12 protein-coding genes and 2 tRNA genes are annotated in these 18,698 nt (G+C 58.9%); 6 read left to right on the plus strand and 8 right to left on the minus strand.

Annotation, left to right across the window (positions count from 1 at the left end; all coding sequences use genetic code 11):
• Positions 1-144 precede the first annotated feature (144 nt).
• Entirely contained in the window at positions 145-1,326 is a 1,182-nt protein-coding gene (gene ubiF / locus IT763_RS05380; protein WP_048796867.1) for a 3-demethoxyubiquinol 3-hydroxylase, read from the plus strand.
• A gap of 87 nt (positions 1,327-1,413) precedes the next feature.
• Here the strand turns inward: ubiF and IT763_RS05385 are convergent.
• From IT763_RS05385 to nagB, 8 genes are all read right to left on the minus strand, one after another.
• Positions 1,414-1,488: transfer RNA gene (locus IT763_RS05385), tRNA-Gln, on the minus strand.
• A gap of 4 nt (positions 1,489-1,492) precedes the next feature.
• Positions 1,493-1,569, minus strand: a tRNA-Met gene (locus IT763_RS05390).
• 219 nt (positions 1,570-1,788) lie between these two features.
• Positions 1,789-3,453 (minus strand): asparagine synthase B, encoded by a 1,665-nt coding sequence (gene asnB / locus IT763_RS05395; RefSeq protein ID WP_079449578.1) that lies wholly within the window; start codon positions 3,451-3,453, stop codon positions 1,789-1,791.
• A 284-nt stretch (positions 3,454-3,737) separates the two neighbouring features.
• Positions 3,738-5,180, minus strand: coding sequence for a carbohydrate-binding protein (locus IT763_RS05400; protein ID WP_206195233.1), 1,443 nt, complete (start codon positions 5,178-5,180; stop codon positions 3,738-3,740).
• 189 nt (positions 5,181-5,369) lie between these two features.
• Complete coding sequence (locus tag IT763_RS05405; RefSeq protein ID WP_004939957.1) at positions 5,370-6,122, minus strand: HAD-IIA family hydrolase; 753 nt, start codon at positions 6,120-6,122, stop codon at positions 5,370-5,372.
• A gap of 67 nt (positions 6,123-6,189) precedes the next feature.
• Complete coding sequence (locus IT763_RS05410) at positions 6,190-7,410, minus strand: N-acetylglucosamine repressor (RefSeq protein WP_016928760.1); 1,221 nt, start codon at positions 7,408-7,410, stop codon at positions 6,190-6,192.
• A gap of 27 nt (positions 7,411-7,437) precedes the next feature.
• Positions 7,438-8,577 (minus strand): N-acetylglucosamine-6-phosphate deacetylase, encoded by a 1,140-nt coding sequence (gene nagA, locus IT763_RS05415; protein WP_016928759.1) that lies wholly within the window; start codon positions 8,575-8,577, stop codon positions 7,438-7,440.
• A gap of 18 nt (positions 8,578-8,595) precedes the next feature.
• Positions 8,596-9,396 carry a glucosamine-6-phosphate deaminase gene (nagB, locus tag IT763_RS05420; protein WP_016928758.1) on the minus strand — a complete coding sequence of 267 codons (801 nt, stop codon included), beginning with the start codon at positions 9,394-9,396 and terminating at the stop codon, positions 8,596-8,598.
• 334 nt (positions 9,397-9,730) lie between these two features.
• On the opposite strand from nagB, the gene nagE reads away from it, so the two are divergent.
• The 5 genes from nagE (at position 9,731) to IT763_RS05445 (ending at position 18,698) form a co-directional block, all read left to right on the plus strand.
• Positions 9,731-11,767 (plus strand): N-acetylglucosamine-specific PTS transporter subunit IIBC, encoded by a 2,037-nt coding sequence (gene nagE / locus IT763_RS05425; protein ID WP_028127712.1) that lies wholly within the window; start codon positions 9,731-9,733, stop codon positions 11,765-11,767.
• 240 nt (positions 11,768-12,007) lie between these two features.
• Positions 12,008-13,672 carry a glutamine--tRNA ligase gene (gene glnS, locus IT763_RS05430; protein ID WP_206195234.1) on the plus strand — a complete coding sequence of 555 codons (1,665 nt, stop codon included), beginning with the start codon at positions 12,008-12,010 and terminating at the stop codon, positions 13,670-13,672.
• A gap of 578 nt (positions 13,673-14,250) precedes the next feature.
• Entirely contained in the window at positions 14,251-15,654 is a 1,404-nt protein-coding gene (locus IT763_RS05435; protein ID WP_197758188.1) for an OprD family outer membrane porin, read from the plus strand.
• Positions 15,655-15,700: 46 nt separating this feature from the next.
• Positions 15,701-16,027, plus strand: a complete 327-nt coding sequence (gene chiQ / locus IT763_RS05440) for a ChiQ/YbfN family lipoprotein (protein WP_016928754.1) — start codon at positions 15,701-15,703, stop codon at positions 16,025-16,027.
• 13 nt (positions 16,028-16,040) lie between these two features.
• Complete coding sequence (locus IT763_RS05445; RefSeq protein ID WP_206195235.1) at positions 16,041-18,698, plus strand: beta-N-acetylhexosaminidase; 2,658 nt, start codon at positions 16,041-16,043, stop codon at positions 18,696-18,698.

Here is an 18,698-nt window from a genome sequence, read left to right on the forward strand (position 1 = left end):
CGCGTATTGTAATCATTTGCCGCCGTTGTGACCAGCGCGGGGGAAAATGGCACGCAACCTGAAGCCGAAGCGAAAATCCGGTACACTGCGCAAAACGCCATCCCGGGTGGGATGGCGAGCATTCACACAGAAAACATAGCCAATATGAAGACATCTCAAAATCGGTATGACGCGGTGGTGGTGGGCGGCGGCATGGTCGGCGCGGCGGCGGCCCTCGGGCTGGCGCAGGCGGGCTGGTCGGTGGCGTTGCTGGAACATCAGGCGCCGCAGGCGTTCGAGGCGCAAAGCCCGCCGGACCTGCGCATTTCCGCTATCGGCTGCACCTCGGTGGGGCTGCTGAAACAGCTCGGCGCCTGGCCGGCCGTGACGGCGATGCGCACGGCGCCGTATCGTCGGCTGGAGACCTGGGAATGGGCATCGTCGCGGGTGGCGTTCGATGCGGTGTCCCTGGGGCTGCCGGAGCTGGGCTTTATGGTGGAAAACCGTATTCTGCAGCTGGCGCTGTGGCAGCAGTTCGCGCAGTGCGCCAATCTGACGTTGCTGTGCCCCGCCAGGCTGCAATCGCTGCAGCGGGCGGACAAGGCCTGGCAGTTGACGCTGGACAGCGGTGAAACGCTGCAGGCGCGGCTGGTTATCGGCGCCGATGGTGCCAACTCGCAGGTGCGCAAGCTGGCGGCGATCGGCACCAACGGTTGGCAGTATCGTCAGGCATGCATGTTGATCACCGTCGATACCGGCGCGCCGCAGCAGGATGTGACCTGGCAGCGCTTCTTCCCGTCCGGGCCGCGCGCCTTCCTGCCGCTGTACGACAGCTGGGCATCACTGGTGTGGTATGACAGCCCGCAGCGCATTCGCCAACTGCAGGCGATGCCGCCGGCGCAGCTGGAGCGCGAGATCGCCGCCGCTTTTCCAGCGCGACTGGGCCCGGTCAAGGTGCACGCCGCCGGATCGTTCCCGTTGACGCGGCGTCATGCGCAGCGTTACGTGCTGCCGGGGCTGGCGCTGCTGGGGGATGCCGCGCATACCATCAACCCGCTGGCCGGGCAGGGCGTCAATCTGGGGTATCGCGATGTGGATGCCTTGTTGAATGTGTTGAGCGAGGCGCGGGATCAGGGAGAGGACTGGAGCAGCGAGGCGGTGCTGTTGCGTTATCAGCGTCGCCGTCGCACCGACAATCTGCTGATGCAGAGCGGCATGGATCTGTTTTATACCGCCTTCAGCAATAACCTGGCGCCGCTGAACGTGGCGCGCAATCTGGCGCTGATGGCCGCGCAGCGGGCGGGCAAGCTGAAAGAGCATGCGTTGAAGTACGCGTTGGGATTGTAACCGGTAGGGCTCAGCGGCGGCTGGGCCCGTTAGGATTGGCTGAACGCCAGACAGCAAAAAGCCCGCCGAAGCGGGCTTTTCTAAATATGGCTGGGGTGCCAGGATTCGAACCTGGGTATGCTGGTATCAGAAACCAGAGCCTTACCGCTTGGCGACACCCCAATTATGGTGGCTACGACGGGATTTGAACCTGTGACCCCATCATTATGAGTGATGTGCTCTAACCAGCTGAGCTACGTAGCCCTCTTTTTTTGCTTTGCCTTCATCGGCGTTGCGGGGCGCATTATGCGTATATGACCGATTTGCGTCAACAAGTTTTTTCCCGAAAAAGCGCCCGGAAGCGCCGTTTGTCTGGGTTGTGAACATTATGGCGATAAAATCGGCAATTCAGGCAGTTGGCGGAGGAAAAAGGCAACAAAAAGGCGGGCCAAAAGGCCCGCCCCAAGGGAAAACGCCGCGCGATTATTTATAGGCGGCCTGATGCACGCCGACGGCGCGGCCGGAAGGATCGTCCATCTTCTTGAACGATTCGTCCCATTCGATGGCCTTGGCGGACGAGCAGGCGACGGACGGGCCGCCCGGCACGCATTCGGCAGCGCTCGGCAGCGGGAACAGCTCCTCGAAGATTTCGCGGTACAGGTAGCCTTCTTTAGAGGTCGGCGTGTTGTACGGGAAGCGGAAACGCGCGGTTTCGAGCTGTTGATCGCTGATTTGCTGCGCAGCGACCTCTTTTAGCGTGTCGATCCAACTGTAGCCAACGCCGTCGGAGAACTGCTCTTTCTGGCGCCAGGCCACGCTGGCCGGCAAATAGGACTCGAAACATTCGCGAACGATGTGTTTTTCCATTTTGCCGTTGCCGCACATTTTATCTTTCGGGTTGATGCGCATCGCCACGTCGAGGAATTTCTTGTCCAGGAACGGCACGCGGGCTTCGACGCCCCAGGCGGACATCGCCTTGTTGGCGCGCGCGCAGTCGAACATGTGCAGCGCCAGCAGTTTACGCACTGTCTCTTCGTGGAATTCGCGGGCGTCCGGCGCCTTATGGAAGTACAGGTAGCCGCCGAACACTTCGTCCGCGCCTTCGCCGGAGAGCACCATCTTGATGCCCATCGCCTTGATTTTGCGCGACATCAGGTACATCGGCGTCGAGGCGCGAATGGTGGTGACGTCGTAGGTTTCGATGTGATAAATCACGTCGCGGATGGCGTCCAGGCCTTCCTGCACGGTGAAGTGGATTTCATGGTGCACGGTGCCCAGATGGTTGGCCACCTCTTGCGCGGCGCGCAGATCTGGCGAGCCTTCCAGGCCGACGGCGAAGGAGTGCAGCTGCGGCCACCAGGCCTCGCTGCGTTCCTGATCCTCCACGCGGCGCGCGGCGTATTTCTTGGTGATCGCCGAGATGACCGAGGAATCCAGCCCGCCCGACAGCAGCACGCCGTAGGGCACGTCGGACATCAGGTGGCTTTTCACCGACTCTTCCAGCGCGGTGCGCAGGGCGGCGGCGTCGGTCACGTTGTCCTTGACGCTGTCGTAATCGAACCAGTCGCGGCGATAATATTCACGGATCTCACCGTCCTGGCTCCACAGATAGCTGCCGGCCGGGAATTCCTTGATGGTGCGGCACACCGGCACCAGCGCTTTCATTTCCGAGGCGACGTACAGGTTGCCGTGCTCGTCGTGGCCCATGTACAGCGGAATGATGCCCAGGTGATCGCGGCCGATCAGGTAGGCGTCTTTTTCGGTGTCATACAGGGCGAAGGCGAACATGCCTTGCAGATCGTCGAGGAAGTCCGGGCCTTTCTCCTGGTACAGCGCCAGGATCACTTCACAGTCGGAACCGGTCTGGAACGCGTAGCGGTCGCTCAGCCGTTGGCGCAGCGTCTGATGGTTGTAAATTTCGCCGTTGACCGCCAGAACGTGGGTGTGCGCAGCGTTGTACAGCGGTTGAGCGCCGTTGTTGACGTCGACGATCGACAGGCGTTCGTGAGCCAGAATGGCTTTGTCGCTGGCGTAAACGCCGGACCAATCCGGGCCGCGGTGGCGCATCAGACGTGACAGCTCCAGCGCTTTCTTACGCAGTTCAACGGGATCGGACTTCAGATCGAGCACACCGAAAATAGAACACATACAACTCTCCTAACGGGCTTTTATGACGGTGATGTTGTTTTTTACTCTTATGGGCAGCATTGCCGATTTATCAGCGATAACCCGGTTTTGCTGCGCTGTGGTTATGAAAATGCGCCAAAAGCTGCGGGAGATGCAAGCGTTTTAGCCATGCGTTGAGAAATAGTTGTTTGCTTAGGTGCGGTTTTTAACGGATGTTCAGTTATCGGCGTGAAAAATTATCGATTATGCAATTTTTAGCGTGATGGCGAGATTGCCGGCTAGTTTGACCGGCAATCGATTAGCGATTAGGCGATGAGCTGCCACAGGGTGAAGGCGGCGTCCGGCGTCCAGCCGGCGTTGGAAGTGTGCGCCTGGATACAGGTGTATTTCTTGCCTTTATAGCTCACCACGTCGCCGGCTTTGTAGCTGTGGTTGTTCTGCCACTCGGGCGCACCCGGATCGGGCGGCGTGCCGTCGTTGGCGGTTTTGACCGCCAGCGCGCTGCTCGGCAGCGAGGTATTGCCCTGGCTGTCGGTTGCGGTAACGAAGTAGCTGTACTGGGTGGCCGGGGTCAGGCCGCTGTCGGTCAGCGACAGGCCGGCGGTCTGGCCGATCGGGTTGCCGTTGCGGTAGACGGTGTAGCTGGCGATCGGTAACGCGCCGGTGGCGGCGGCCCAGCTCAGTTTCAGCGAGGTGGTGCCCAGCTCGGCGACCGTCAGCGCCGTCGGCGCATTAGGCTTTCCCGGCGGCGGGGTGACGCCGCCCTGAATCAGCGGCGCATAGCGGGTTTTGAATTCCCAGTTGTAGGCCACGCCGGCTTTGCTCTTGCCGTTGTCCCAGTTGATCGACCAGGTCATCAGGCCCTTGATCGACAGGCTTTTGGCGTCGAGACGCGCGAAGGCGTTATACACCGCCTGTTTGTCGATCACGTAGCCGGTGGCGGCGGCATCGTTGTTGCTCGGCAGGCCGATGACGAATTTCGCCGCCGGGATTTTCGCATAGCCGCGGGTGCCGGTGACCAGGCTTTCCGTCAGATAGTAGAGGAAGTCCTCTTTCATGGCGTCGTTATTCTGCGTGATCCAGGCGTTGAGTTCATCCACCCAAATACCGTCGCCGCCCTGGTTGTAATATTGCGGCGCAATAAAGTCGTAATAGCCTTCAAGGGCGTTGATATAATCCAGATAGGTGCCGTTGGTGCGCAAATACGGGAATTCCGGCGCCATGCTGATAATAAAGTGTTTCCCCTGCGCGGCGTAATGGTCTTTTACTTTTTTCAATGCCGCAGGCAAGACGGTTTTATTATTGGCGGCGCCGATCGCCGCCTGTTCCAGATCGATATCCAGGCCGTCGAAGCCATAGACTTCCACCAGGCGAATAATCTCGTCTTTCAGCTTGTCTTCGTCGCCGGTCTTCAGCTCGATATGCGCGTCTGCGCCGCCGAGGGAGATCAGCACCGCGCGGCCCTGGCTGTTCAGCACGCCCACCTGGCGGCGAAACTCGGCGTCGGACAGGTTGTAAGGTTTGAAGGTCGGGAGGCCCTGGCCTTTCATAAAGGCGACGGCCACTACGTTGTACTCGGCGGGAATGTCGGTCAGATTCATATTGGCGAACTGGCCTTGTTGATAACCGTCACTGGCGCCGGCGGCCCAGTTGTGCCAGAAACCCATCAGGATCTTTTTATTGGCGATAGATGGCATAATGGCCGCGTCATCGGCGGCGACGGCATTAATAATGTTATTTGTGCTCATGGTGGCCTCATTCATTAAGGGGGAGAGTTTTTCGCTCGCCGGCAATATCAGCTATTGGCGGGGCGTAAACTTATAATGAGGATTTTTAGCGCAGGCAGGCTGAAACCTTTTGCGGCCATGAACGAATTAAATTCAAACTGCGGTCAGGAAGAGGGAAATAATGGCGGCCGGGCAGCCGCCATCGATGGATCAGAAGATGGTGATATCGGCGACGGAAGGGTAGACGTAGCTCGGGCGGAACGGCATGGTTTCGATGTCGCTCAGCGTGGAGACGCCGGACAGCACCAGCACGGTTTCCAGGCCGGCCTGGAAGCCCGCCAGAATGTCGGTGCGCAGGTTGTCGCCGACGATCACCGTCTCTTCCGAGTGCGCCTGCATTTTGTTCAGTGCGGCGCGAATGATCCACGGGCTGGGCTTGCCGACATAAAACGGCTTGCGGCCGGTGATCTTCTCGATGGGCGCGCACAGGGCGCCGCAGGCCGGCGAGAAGCCGTGGCCGTGGCTATCCGGATTGGTCGCGATAAAGCGTGCGCCGTTACTGACGAAGTAGGCGGCTTTGTGCATCATGTCCCAGTTGTAAGAGCGGGTTTCACCGACGATCACAAAATCCGGGTTGATGTCGGTGATGGTGAAACCGGCTTTGTACAGCTCATGGATCAGCGCGCCTTCGCCGACCACATAGGCTTTTTTGCCTTCCTGACGGCGCAGGAAGTCGGCGGTGGCCATCGCCGAGGTATAGAACGCGCTCTCCGGCACTTCCAGCCCGGCGGCGGCGAAGCGGTTCGCCAGATCCTGTGCGGTCTGTGACGGGTAGTTGGTCAGCACCACCAGCGGCATGCCTTGTTCCTGGATGCGCGCCAGGAACAGATCGGCGCCGGGTACCGGCGTATTGTCATGCAGCAGCACGCCGTCGATATCGCATATAACGTTTTTGATTTTCATTTGTCGCTGTTTCTCATGATTACGGCAGGCAAGAAGTGACGATAACACACCTGCCAGAAGCGGCGGATCAGCTTTCCAGCAATCGCTGCAAGAGCACGCCGTTGAGCATCGCGCGTTTGGCCAGGGCGAAAGCGCCGATCGCCGAGCGATGATTGAGTTCGGAGGTCACCACCGGCAGATTTTTGCGGAAGTCCTTCAGCACCTGGGTATTGATGCAGCTTTGGATCGCCGGCAGCAGCACCTTGTCCGCTTCGGTGATCTCACCGGCGATCACCACCTTCTGCGGATTGAACAGGTTGATGGCGATGGCCACCGCCTTGCCCAGATAGCGGCCGACGTGTTCGATCACTTCGCTGGCCAGCAGATCGCCGCGGTTGGCGGCCTTGCAGATGGCGTTGATGCCGCAGTCTTCCAGCGTCAGTTTGCTCGGGTAGCCCTGGCTCAGCAACTGGCGCACGCGCTGTTCGATCGCCGCGTTGGCGGCCACCGTTTCCAGGCAGCCGAAGTTGCCGCAGTGGCAGCGTTCGCCGAGCGGATCGATCTGGATATGGCCGATCTCGCCGACGTTGCCGTTGTTGCCGAGAAAAATCTGCCCGTTGACGATGATGCCGGCGCCGGTGCCGCGGTGCAGGCGCACCAGAATCGAGTCTTCACAGTCGCGGGTGGCGCCGAAGTAGTGCTCCGCCAGCGCCAGGCTGCGGATATCGTGGCCGACGAAGCTGGTGACGTTAAAGCGCTGCTGCAGGTTGTCTACCAGCGCCCAGTTGCTGACGCTGATGTGCGGCATATAGCGCACCACGCCCAGCGCCGGATCCACCAGGCCGGGCAGGATCACCGCGATGGCGATCAGCTCGCGCAGGCGGCGCTGGTTCGCTTCGATGAATTGAGTGATGGCGGCGAACAGCGCATTCTCCAGCGTTTCCTGGGTGCGTTCCGGCAGCGGATAGTGTTCTTCACTGAGCGATTTACCGCTCATGTCATACAGCGTGATGGTGGCGTCGTGGCGGCCGAGGCGCACCGCGACGGTATGGAAATGACGGGTTTCCGACACGATGGAGATCGCGCGGCGGCCGCCGGTGGAGGCTTGCTGATCGACTTCTTTGATCAACCCGCGCTCCAGCAGCTGGCGAGTAATCTTAGTGACGCTGGCGGGGGCGAGCTGGCTGAGTTCGGCGATTTGAATGCGCGAGATCGGGCCCTGTTGGTCGATCAGGCGATAAACTGCCGCGCCGTTAAGTTGTTTGACTAAGTCAACGTTCCCTATTTGTGCTTGTCCGCCAGTGCTCATCAATAATGTTACTCGCTGTTCATTGAATTAAACCTCGTTACCGTTAACGAGCGTTTTGGTGATCTTGAAATCACGGGTGAAGGCGGTCAGGTTAGCCACCTTGCCGGCTTCGAGGGTGCCCAGACGGTGATCGACGCCGATCGCGCGCGCCGGGTACAGCGTCGCCATGCGCAGCGCTTCGTCCAGCGCGATGCCGATATGCTCGACGCTGTTTTGCACCGCTTCGATCATGGTCAGCGCGGAACCGCTCAGGGTGCCGTTCTCATCCACGCACAGCCCATCCCGATAGTATATTGTTTTACCGGCGAAAATAAATTGGTCAATATCTGCACCCGCCGGTGCGGTCGCGTCGGTGACCAAGACCAATTTATCACCTTTCAGGCGTTTGGCGTTACGGATACTCGCCCAGGCTACGTGATGGCCGTCGGCGATGATGCCGGTATAGACCTCCGGCGTATCGAAGATAGCCCCCATCAGCCCCGGTTCGCGGCCGGTGATATACGGCATGGCGTTGTACAGGTGGGTGGCGAAGCTGATGCCGGCGGCGAAGCCGGTGCGCGCCTGATCGTAGGTGGCGTTCGAGTGGCCGGCGGAGACCACGATGCCGGCCTCGGTCAGCTGCTTGATAAAGTGCGGCTCAACCATTTCCGGCGCCAGCGTCACCTTGGTGATCACGTCGGCGTTGGCGCACAGGTAATCGATCATGTCTTGGGACGGCTTGCGAATGAACGCCGGGTTGTGGGTGCCTTTTTTCACCGGGCTGAGGTACGGCCCTTCCAGGTGCAGGCCCAACGCCTGGTTTTGGTGCTTTTTCAGATAAGCGCGCATCACGTCGACGCTGTGCTTCATGAATTCGTCGCTGCTGGTGATCAGCGTCGGCAGATAGCTGGTGCAGCCGGATTTCTCGTTGGCGCGCTGCATGATCTCCAGCGTTTCTTCCGAGATGGCTTCCAGCGAATCGTTGAACTGGACGCCGCCGCAGCCGTTCAGCTGCACGTCGATAAGCCCGGGGGCCAGGATGGCGCCACCCAGGTCGCGCGTTTCGATGCCGGCGGGCAATTCAGCCACCGGGCAGACTTTCTCAATCAGCCCATCAGCGATAATGACTGCATGGTCATCAAGTACGTCGTGGCCGGTATAGATTCGGCCGTGGGTTAAAGCGAACATCGTAGCCCCCTGCAAAGATTAAAGACTTTTCACGCTTTCCGCTTCTAACTCGCGGAAATATTTGACGGTTTTGACTTTCAGTTCCATGGTGGCCGGTTCGTCGCACACCACCACCGCTTTGGCGTGCAGCTGCAGGCAGCTGATGGTCCACATGTGGTTGATGTTGCCTTCCACAGCGGCTTCCAGCGCCTGCGCCTTGGCGTGGCCGGTCACCAGGATCATCACCTCTTCCGCGTCCAGCAGCGTACCCACGCCGACGGTCAGCGCATATTTCGGCACCAGGCTGACGTCGCCGCCGAAGAAGCGCGAGTTGGCGATGCGGGTGTCTTCGGTCAGCGTTTTGATGCGGGTGCGCGAAGCCAGGGACGAAGCCGGCTCGTTGAACGCGATATGGCCGTCGATACCCACGCCGCCCATGAACAGGTTAATTTTGCCGTAAGACTTGATCTTCTCTTCGTACTGGCGGCACTCGGCGTCGACATCCGCGGCGTTGCCGTTCAGCAGATTGATATTTTCACGAGGAATATCAATGTGGTCAAAGAAGTTGCGGTACATGAAGGTGTGGTAGCTTTCCGGGTGTTCCTGCGGCAGGCCAACGTACTCGTCCATGTTGAAAGTCACAACATGCTTAAAGCTTACTTCACCTGCTTTGTGCATCGCAATCAGATGTTTGTAGGCTTCCAGCGGCGTGCCGCCGGTAGGCAGGCCGAGTACAAACGGGCGCTCTGCGGTTGGCTTGAATGCGTTGATGCGTTGAACGATATGACGCGCGGCCCATTTGCCGACTTGTGCGGTATCTTTCAGTGGGATAAGTCTCATCTAACACCTCTTGGGATAAGTAAACTAAAGCTATACTGTACGGGCCTGCGGGAGTCCTAAGCGTAACCCAGCTTTATGATTCTCGCGTGAATCGTCCGTCCGGTTGATTTTTTGAATGATAAAATAAGTTTTGTGTGATGGCCAGCAATCTGGGAGGTGAAGACTACTTTTTGGTGATATTTATCACAAAAAGGGAGGTTTTAATTTGCGATACAAAATAAATTTTTTACACTCGGCATGAGTGATACGTGCCAAGCATTGTTTCTAAAAAGGTAGTGAGAGCTTCAAATAAACTACTAATAGGGTCCGTCCGCGGACAACATAGGGGGAAAAGGTGAACATTCTTAGTTATTTGCAAAAGGTGGGACGGGCGCTGATGGTGCCGGTCGCCACGCTGCCCGCCGCCGCCATCTTGATGGGCGTCGGGTACTGGATTGACCCTGTTGGTTGGGGCGGCGACAACGCTTTCGCTGCCTTATTGATTAAGTCTGGCTCTGCGATTATCGATCATATGGCGGTGTTGTTCGCCGTTGGTGTCGCCTACGGCATGTCCAAAGACAAGGACGGCTCTGCCGCACTGACCGGCTTCGTCGGTTTCCTGGTGCTGACTACCCTCTGTTCACCGGCCGCCGTGTCGATGATTCAGAAGATCCCGCTCGATCAGGTGCCTGCCGCGTTCGGCAAGATTGAGAACCAGTTCGTTGGTATTCTGGTGGGTATCATCTCCGCCGAAGTGTACAACCGCTTCAGCGGCGTTGAGCTGCCTAAGGCGCTGTCGTTCTTCAGTGGCCGCCGTTTGGTGCCGATCCTCATTTCCTTCCTGATGATCCTGGTCGCTTACATCCTGATGTTCGTCTGGCCTGTCGTGTTCGGCGCTCTGGTGAGCTTCGGCGAACACATCCAAAAATTGGGCTCCGTCGGCGCGGGCATCTATGCCTTCTTCAACCGCCTGCTGATCCCGGTCGGCTTGCACCACGCGCTGAACTCGGTGTTCTGGTTCGACGTGGCCGGCATCAACGATATCCCTAACTTCCTCGGCGGCCAGCAGTCGATTGATGCGGGCAAAGCGGTTGTTGGCATCACCGGCCGTTATCAGGCGGGCTTCTTCCCGATCATGATGTTCGGTCTGCCGGGCGCGGCGCTGGCCATCTATCACTGCGCGCGTCCTGAGAATAAGGCGAAGGTGCTGGGGATCATGATGGCAGGGGCATTCGCTGCCTTCTTTACCGGCATCACCGAACCGCTGGAGTTCTCCTTCATGTTCGTGGCGCCGGTGCTGTACGTGATCCACGCCGTACTGACCGGTATCTCGGTGTTCATCGCCGCTAACATGCATTGGATTTCAGGCTTCGGTTTCAGCGCCGGCCTGGTGGATATGATGCTGTGGGTGCGTAACCCGCTGGCGACCCACTGGTATATGCTGATCCCGCAGGGCCTGGTGTTCTTCGTTATCTACTATGTGGTGTTCCGCTTCACCATCAACAAGTTCAACTTGATGACCCCGGGCCGCGAGCTGGCGGTTGCCGGTGACGAAACCGACGGTTATGACGTCAACGTCAACAGCAGCGCCGGTAAAGACGAGAATGAAACCACCACGCTGGCCCGTCGCTACGTCGGCGCGATCGGCGGCTCCGACAACCTGACCGGCATCGACGCCTGCATCACCCGACTGCGTTTGAACGTGAAGGACTCTGCGCTGGTGAACGACGCATTGGCGAAGCGCCTCGGCGCGTCGGGCGTTATCCGTCTGAACAAGCAAAGCGTGCAAGTGATCGTCGGCACCCGTGCCGAGCTGATTGCCAGCGCAATGCGCAACGTAATTGCGGCCGGCCCGGTGGCGGCTGCGGCGGCTCCGGCGGCGGCTCCTGCTGCGGAAGCCAAACCGCAGGCGGTGCCGAACGCACCGAAAGCCGCGTTTGAAACGCTGGTGGCGCCGGTAACCGGTGAAGTGGTGGCGCTCGATCAGGTGCCGGACGAAGCCTTCGCCAGCAAGGCGGTAGGCGACGGCCTGGCGATTCGCCCGACCGACAACATCGTCGTGTCGCCGGCTGACGGCACCGTGGTGAAAATCTTCAATACCAACCACGCCTTCTGCCTGGAAACCGACAAGGGCGCTGAGATTGTGGTGCACATGGGGATCGACACCGTCGCGCTGGAAGGCCAGGGCTTCAAACGCCTGGTGGAAGAGGGCGCGGAAGTGAAAGCCGGTCAACCGATTCTGGAACTGGATTTGGATTACCTGAACGCCAATGCGCGTTCGATGATCAGCCCGGTGGTGGTCAGCAACTCTGACGACTATGCCGGCCTGGCGGCGCTGGCCAGCGGCTCAGTGGTCGCCGGTCAGACCAAGCTGTACGAGATCCAAAAGTAAGGCAGTTTTTACCTGAGTAGTACCCGGGGCCGGTCACGCATCATGGCGGAGTTTGCCCCGACTTGGCGGGAAGAGAGCGATCTCTTCCCGCTTTTTTTATCCCGTTTCGCGCCACGGCGGCGCGCTGCGCGCCGAGGGTGCAATATGCCGCATTTTTCGTGAAACAAACGGTTGTTTCCAGACGTGGCTTGTTGGATCATAGGCGGTTATGTGTAGCGCTTTGCATTGAGGAACAGTGAAATGAGTGAGGCTGAAGCCCGCCCAACCAATTTTATCCGTCAGATCGTCGATGAAGATCTGGCGTCGGGGAAACACACGTCGGTACATACCCGTTTCCCGCCGGAGCCTAACGGCTATCTGCATATCGGCCACGCCAAGTCCATCTGCCTGAACTTCGGCATCGCCAAGGACTATCAGGGCCAGTGCAACCTGCGTTTCGATGACACCAACCCGGTGAAAGAAGACATCGAGTTCGTGGAGTCAATCAAGCACGACGTGGAGTGGCTGGGCTTTGAGTGGAGCGGCAACGTTCATTACTCCTCAGACTATTTCGATCAGCTGCACCAGTATGCGGTTGAGCTGATCACCAAGGGGCTGGCCTACGTCGATGAGCTGTCGCCGGAGCAGATCCGTGAATATCGCGGCACCCTGACCGCGCCGGGCAAAGACAGCCCGTACCGCGACCGCAGCGTGGAAGAGAACCTGGCGCTGTTCGAGAAGATGCGCAACGGCGAGTTCGCCGAAGGCGCCGCCTGCCTGCGCGCCAAGATCGATATGGCTTCGCCGTTTATCGTGATGCGCGATCCGGTGCTGTACCGCATCAAGTTCGCCGAACACCACCAGACCGGCAACAAATGGTGCATCTACCCGATGTACGATTTCACCCACTGCATTTCCGATGCGCTGGAAGGGATCACCCATTCGCTGTGTACTCTGGAATTCCAGGATAACCGCCGTCTGTATGACTGGGTGCTGGATAACATCACCATTCCTTGCCACCCGCGGCAGTACGAGTTTTCGCGTCTCAACCTCGAATACGCCATCATGTCGAAGCGCAAGCTGCACCAGCTGGTGGCCGAGAAGATCGTCGAAGGTTGGGATGACCCGCGCATGCCGACCGTCTCCGGTCTGCGCCGCCGCGGTTATACCGCCGCCTCGATTCGCGAGTTCTGCCTGCGCATCGGCGTGACCAAGCAAGACAACAACGTCGAGATGGTGGCGTTGGAATCCTGCATTCGCGACGATCTGAACGAGAACGCCCCGCGCGCCATGGCGGTGCTGGATCCGGTGAAAATCGTCATCGAGAACATGGGCGACGCGGTGGAAATGGTCACCATGCCTAACCACCCGAACAAGCCGGAAATGGGCAGCCGCGATGTGCCGTTCAGCCGTGAGATCTATATCGATCGCGCCGACTTCCGCGAAGAAGCCAACAAGCAGTACAAGCGTCTGGTGCTGGGTAAGGAAGTGCGTCTGCGCAATGCGTACGTGATCAAGGCCGAGCGCGTCGAGAAGGACGAAGCGGGCGAGATCACCACCATCTTCTGCAGCTACGATGCGGAAACGCTGAGCAAAGATCCTGCCGACGGCCGCAAGGTGAAGGGCGTGATCCACTGGGTGTCCGCGGCGCACGCGCTGCCGGCGGAAATTCGCCTATACGATCGCCTGTTCAGCGTGCCTAACCCGGGCGCGGCGGAGGATTTCCTCTCCACCATCAACCCGGAATCGCTGGTCATCAAGCACGGTTTCGTCGAGCCGAGTCTGGCGGCCGCCCAGCCGGAGAAGGCCTACCAGTTCGAGCGTGAAGGCTACTTCTGTGCCGACAATCGTTACTCGTCGGCCGAGCATCTGGTGTTTAACCGCACCGTTGGTCTGCGTGATACCTGGGCGAAAATCGAAGGCTAATCTTATTCGCCTTGGAAATTAATGAATCAGCGCGGCTTAGGCCGCGCTTTTTTTATGTCTGCCATCGAGCAAATCATCTATTCCTGCAGTGTTATTCCGGGCTGTGCTTAATTAACCGCGGTGCGTTAATCAATAAGTTTTCTGATATTGGGCTTAATAGTCTTAATTTTTACTTATATATTCGTGATGCGAATTAATTTCATTTGGAGAGCGCTCTCAATTTTTATTGTCTGAATGACGGATTTGGTCAGGCTGAAACCATTAATCGTCTCTGGTTGACCTTGTATCTCAATTTATTCTGATTTAATTGAATTTTTTATTCGACACCTTCCATGAACACCGGCGTAACAAAATATCACTGATATGTGCTGCTTGTCATACTTTGACAAATCTCCCGCATTTTTTGTTTGATAATTCGCGTCGCGAAAAATAGTCTGTCTGTAGCAATTAGTGCTGTGGGAATAACATCTCGTCGGCAATTTTTTTTACCCGTTCGGGTTTTTTATTGGCAGTCGTGCAGGGCAGTGGTGAACACAGGCGGCTGCAACTTTTAAGTTAAGTCAAAGAGGAATTTCAATATGGGTACGCACGGTGCTCAGCGTAAAACGCTGGCGCTCGCAGTCGCGGGCGCGCTGTTGGGAACAGGGTTTGCCATGGCGCCTGAGGCGAAAGCCGCAGGGTTTATCGATGATTCCACGCTGACCGGCGGCATCTATTACTGGCAACGTGAGCGTGACCGTAAAGATCTCAATCCGGACAGCAAGGATTACAACCAATACACCACCAACCTGTCGCATTCCACCGCCAACCTGAGCCTGGATTTCGCGTCGGGCTACGCCTGGGACATGTTCGGTCTGGACGTCGGCGCCTTTACCGCCATCGAGCTGGCGGAATCCAGCGCCAGCGGCCACCCGAACGAGATCGCGTTCTCCTCAAAAAACCGTACCTACGACGAAGACTACTCCGGTGACAAAGGCGGTATCAGCCTGTACAAAGCCGCCGCCAAATTCAAATACGGCCCGGTCTGGGCGCGCGCCGGCTACATTCAGCCGAGCGGCCAAACCCTGCTGGCGCCGCACTGGAGCTTTATGCCGGGCACCTATCAAGGCGCCGAGGCCGGCGCCAAGTTCGACTACGGCGATGCCGGCGCGTTGAGCTTCTCCTACATGTGGGCCGACAAATACAAGGCGCCGTGGCATATCGAGGTGGACGACTTCCGCCAGAATGATAAGAAAACCCGCGTCTCCTATCTGCACTCGCTGGGCGCCAAGTACGATTTCAAAAACGATCTGGTGCTGGAAGCCGCTTTCGGCCAAGCCCAGGGCTACGTGAATCAGTACTTCACCAAGGCGTCTTACAAATTCGATGTGCTGGGCAACCCGCTGACCACCAGTTACCAGTTCTACGGCGCGGAAGACCGCATCAGCGACAAGAACGATCCGAACAGCATCTACGACGGCCTGGCCTGGCTGCAGGCGCTGACCTTCGGTTACACCACCGGCCAGTTCAACTGGCGTCTGGAAGGCACCATGGTCAAGGCGGAAGGCAACCAGGGCTTCTTCCTGCAGCGTATGACCCCGACCTACGCCTCATCCAACGGCCGTCTGGACGTGTGGTGGGACAACCGCTCCGACTTTAACGCCAACGGCGAGAAAGCGGTGTACGCCGGCGTGATGTACGACCTCAGCAACTGGAACCTGCCGGGCATGGCGGTCGGCGGCTCCTACGTTTACGCCTGGGACGCCAAGCCGAGCACCAACCCGATCTACGATCAGAGCCAGCGCCTGAAAGAGAGCGCCTGGAGCCTGGACGCGATGTACACCATCCAGGAAGGGCGCGCCAAGGGCACCCTGATCAAGCTGCACTATACCCAGTATGACAACCACACCAACATCCCGAGCTGGGGCGGCGGTTACGGCAACATCTTCCAGGACGAGAAAGACGTCAAGTTCATGGTCATCGCGCCATTCACCATCTTCTGATGCGTTCCCCGGCCTCGCCGCCGGGGGCAGTTAAGGGAATTCAACGATGAAAAAAATCATGCTGATGTTGGCGGCCGCCGCGGCCTTGAGCGCCTGTGCGCAACCCGCCGCGCCGCCGGAAGACGCCAAATTGAAGCAGGCTTACAGCGCCTGCATCAACACCGCCGAAGGTTCGCCGGAGCGTCTGCAGCCCTGCAAGTCGGTGCTGAACGTGCTGAAACAAGAAAAACAGCACCAGCAGTTTGCTGAGCAGGAAACGGTGCGGGTGATGGATTATCAGAACTGCATTATGGCGGTTCACAGCGGTAACGGTCAGGCTTATGACGCCAAGTGCGGCAAGCTGTGGCAAGAAATTCGCGATAACAATAATTAAGAAGGATGAGAAGATGAACGCATTCAAACTGAGCGCGCTTGCCGCCTTGACGGCAACGATGGGATTCCTGGGCGGTATGGGGAGCGCCATGGCCGATCAACAGCTGGTGGATCAACTGAGCCAGCTGAAGCTGAACGTGAAAATGCTGGATAACCGCGCCGGCGAAAACGGTGTGGATTGCGCGGCGCTGGGCGCTGACTGGGCCTCTTGCAACCGGGTGTTGTTCACCCTCAGCAACGACGGCCAGGCGATCGACGGCAAAGACTGGGTCATCTATTTCCACAGCCCGCGGCAGACCTTGCGGGTGGACAACGACCAGTTCAAGATCGCGCATCTGACCGGCGATCTGTACAAGCTGGAGCCGACCGCCAAATTCAGCGGTTTCCCGGCCGGTAAGGCGGTGGAAATCCCGGTGGTCGCCGAATACTGGCAGCTGTTCAGAAACGACTTCCTGCCGCGTTGGTATGCCACCTCCGGCGACGCCAAGCCGAAAATGCTGGCGAATACCGACACCGAAAACCTGGATCAGTTTGTGGCGCCGTTCACCGGCGACCAGTGGAAGCGCACCAAGGACGACAAAAACATTCTGATGACGCCGGCTTCGCGCTTTGTCAGCAATGCCGATCTGCAGACGCTGCCCGCCGGCGCGCTGCGCGGCCAGATCGTGCCGACGCCGATGCAGGTGAAGGTCCACGCACGGGACGCCGACCTGCGCAAAGGGGTGGCGCTGGATCTGAGCACGCTGGTCAAGCCGGCGGCGGACGTCGTCAACCAGCGTTTCGCGCTGCTGGGCGTGCCGGTTCAGAGCAACGGTTACCCGATCAAGACCGATATCCAGCCGGGCAAGTTTAAAGGCGCGATGGCGGTATCGGGCGCCTATGAGCTGAAAATCGGCAAGAAAGAGGCGCGAGTGATCGGCTTCGATCAGGCCGGGGTGTTCTACGGGCTGCAGTCGATCCTGTCGTTAGTGCCGAGCGACGGCAGCGGCAAGATCGCCACGCTGGACGCCAGCGATGCGCCGCGCTTCCCGTATCGCGGCATTTTCCTCGACGTGGCGCGCAACTTCCATAAGAAGGACGCGGTGCTGCGTCTGCTGGATCAGATGGCGGCTTACAAGCTCAATAAATTCCACTTCCACCTGAGCGATGACGAAGGCTGGCGCATCGAGATCCCCGGTTTGCCGGAGCTGACGGAAGTCGGCGGCCAGCGCTGCCACGATTTGAGCGAAACCACCTGCCTGCTGCCGCAGTACGGCCAGGGGCCGGAGGTCTACGGCGGCTTCCTCAGCCGTCAGGACTATATCGACATCATCAAATACGCCCAGGCGCGCCAGATTGAGGTGATCCCGGAGATCGACATGCCGGCGCACGCCCGCGCGGCGGTGGTCTCTATGGAAGCGCGCTACAAGAAACTGCATGCCGCCGGCAAAGAGCAGGAGGCCAACGAGTTCCGTCTGGTGGATCCGACCGATACCTCCAATACCACCTCGGTGCAGTTCTTTAACCGCCAGAGCTACCTGAACCCGTGTCTGGATTCCTCCCAGCGCTTTGTCGACAAGGTGATTGGCGAGATTGCCCAGATGCATAAAGAAGCTGGGCAGCCGATCAAAACCTGGCATTTCGGCGGCGATGAGGCGAAAAACATCCGCCTGGGCGCCGGCTATACCGACAAGGCGAAACCGGAGCCGGGTAAAGGCATCATCGACCAGAGCAACGAAGACAAGCCATGGGCCAAGTCGCAGGTTTGCCAGACGATGATCAAAGAAGGCAAGGTGGCCGACATGGAACACCTGCCGAGCTACTTCGGCCAGGAGGTCAGCAAGCTGGTGAAGGCGCACGGCATCGACAGAATGCAGGCCTGGCAAGACGGCTTGAAAGACGCCGAGAACGCAAAGGCGTTCGCCACCTCGCGCGTGGGCGTCAACTTCTGGGATACGTTGTACTGGGGCGGTTTCGATAGCGTCAACGACTGGGCCAACAAAGGATATGAAGTGGTGGTCTCCAACCCGGACTACGTCTACATGGACTTCCCTTACGAGGTGAACCCGGACGAGCGTGGTTACTACTGGGGCACCCGCTTCAGCGACGAGCGCAAGGTGTTCAGCTTCGCGCCGGACAACATGCCGCAGAACGCGGAAACCTCGGTCGACCGCGACGGCAACCACTTTAACGCCAAAAGCGACAAGCCGTGGCCGGGCGCCTACGGTCTGTCCGCTCAGCTGTGGAGCGAAACCCAGCGCACCGATCCGCAGATGGAATACATGATCTTCCCGCGCGCGCTGTCGGTGGCGGAACGCGCCTGGCACCGCGCCGGTTGGGAGCAGGACTATCGCGCCGGCCGTGAATACAAAGGCGGGGAAACCCACTTTGTCGACACCAAGGCGCTGGAGAAAGACTGGCTGCGCTTCGCCAATATCCTGGGCCAACGAGAACTGGCCAAGCTGGACAAAGGCGGCGTCGCCTACCGTCTGCCGGTGCCGGGCGCCCGCGTGGCGGGCGGCAAGCTGGAGGCGAATATCGCGCTGCCGGGATTGGGCATCGAGTACTCCACCGACGGCGGCAAGCAGTGGCAGCGTTATGACGCCAAGGCCAAGCCGGCGGTATCGGGTGAGGTGCAGGTGCGTTCGGTCAGTCCGGACGGTAAACGTTACAGCCGCGCCGAGAAGGTCTAA

It is taken from the genome of Serratia sp. CMO1, assembly GCF_015689115.1.
In the GTDB taxonomy this organism is placed as follows: Bacteria; Pseudomonadota; Gammaproteobacteria; order Enterobacterales; family Enterobacteriaceae; genus Serratia; species Serratia marcescens.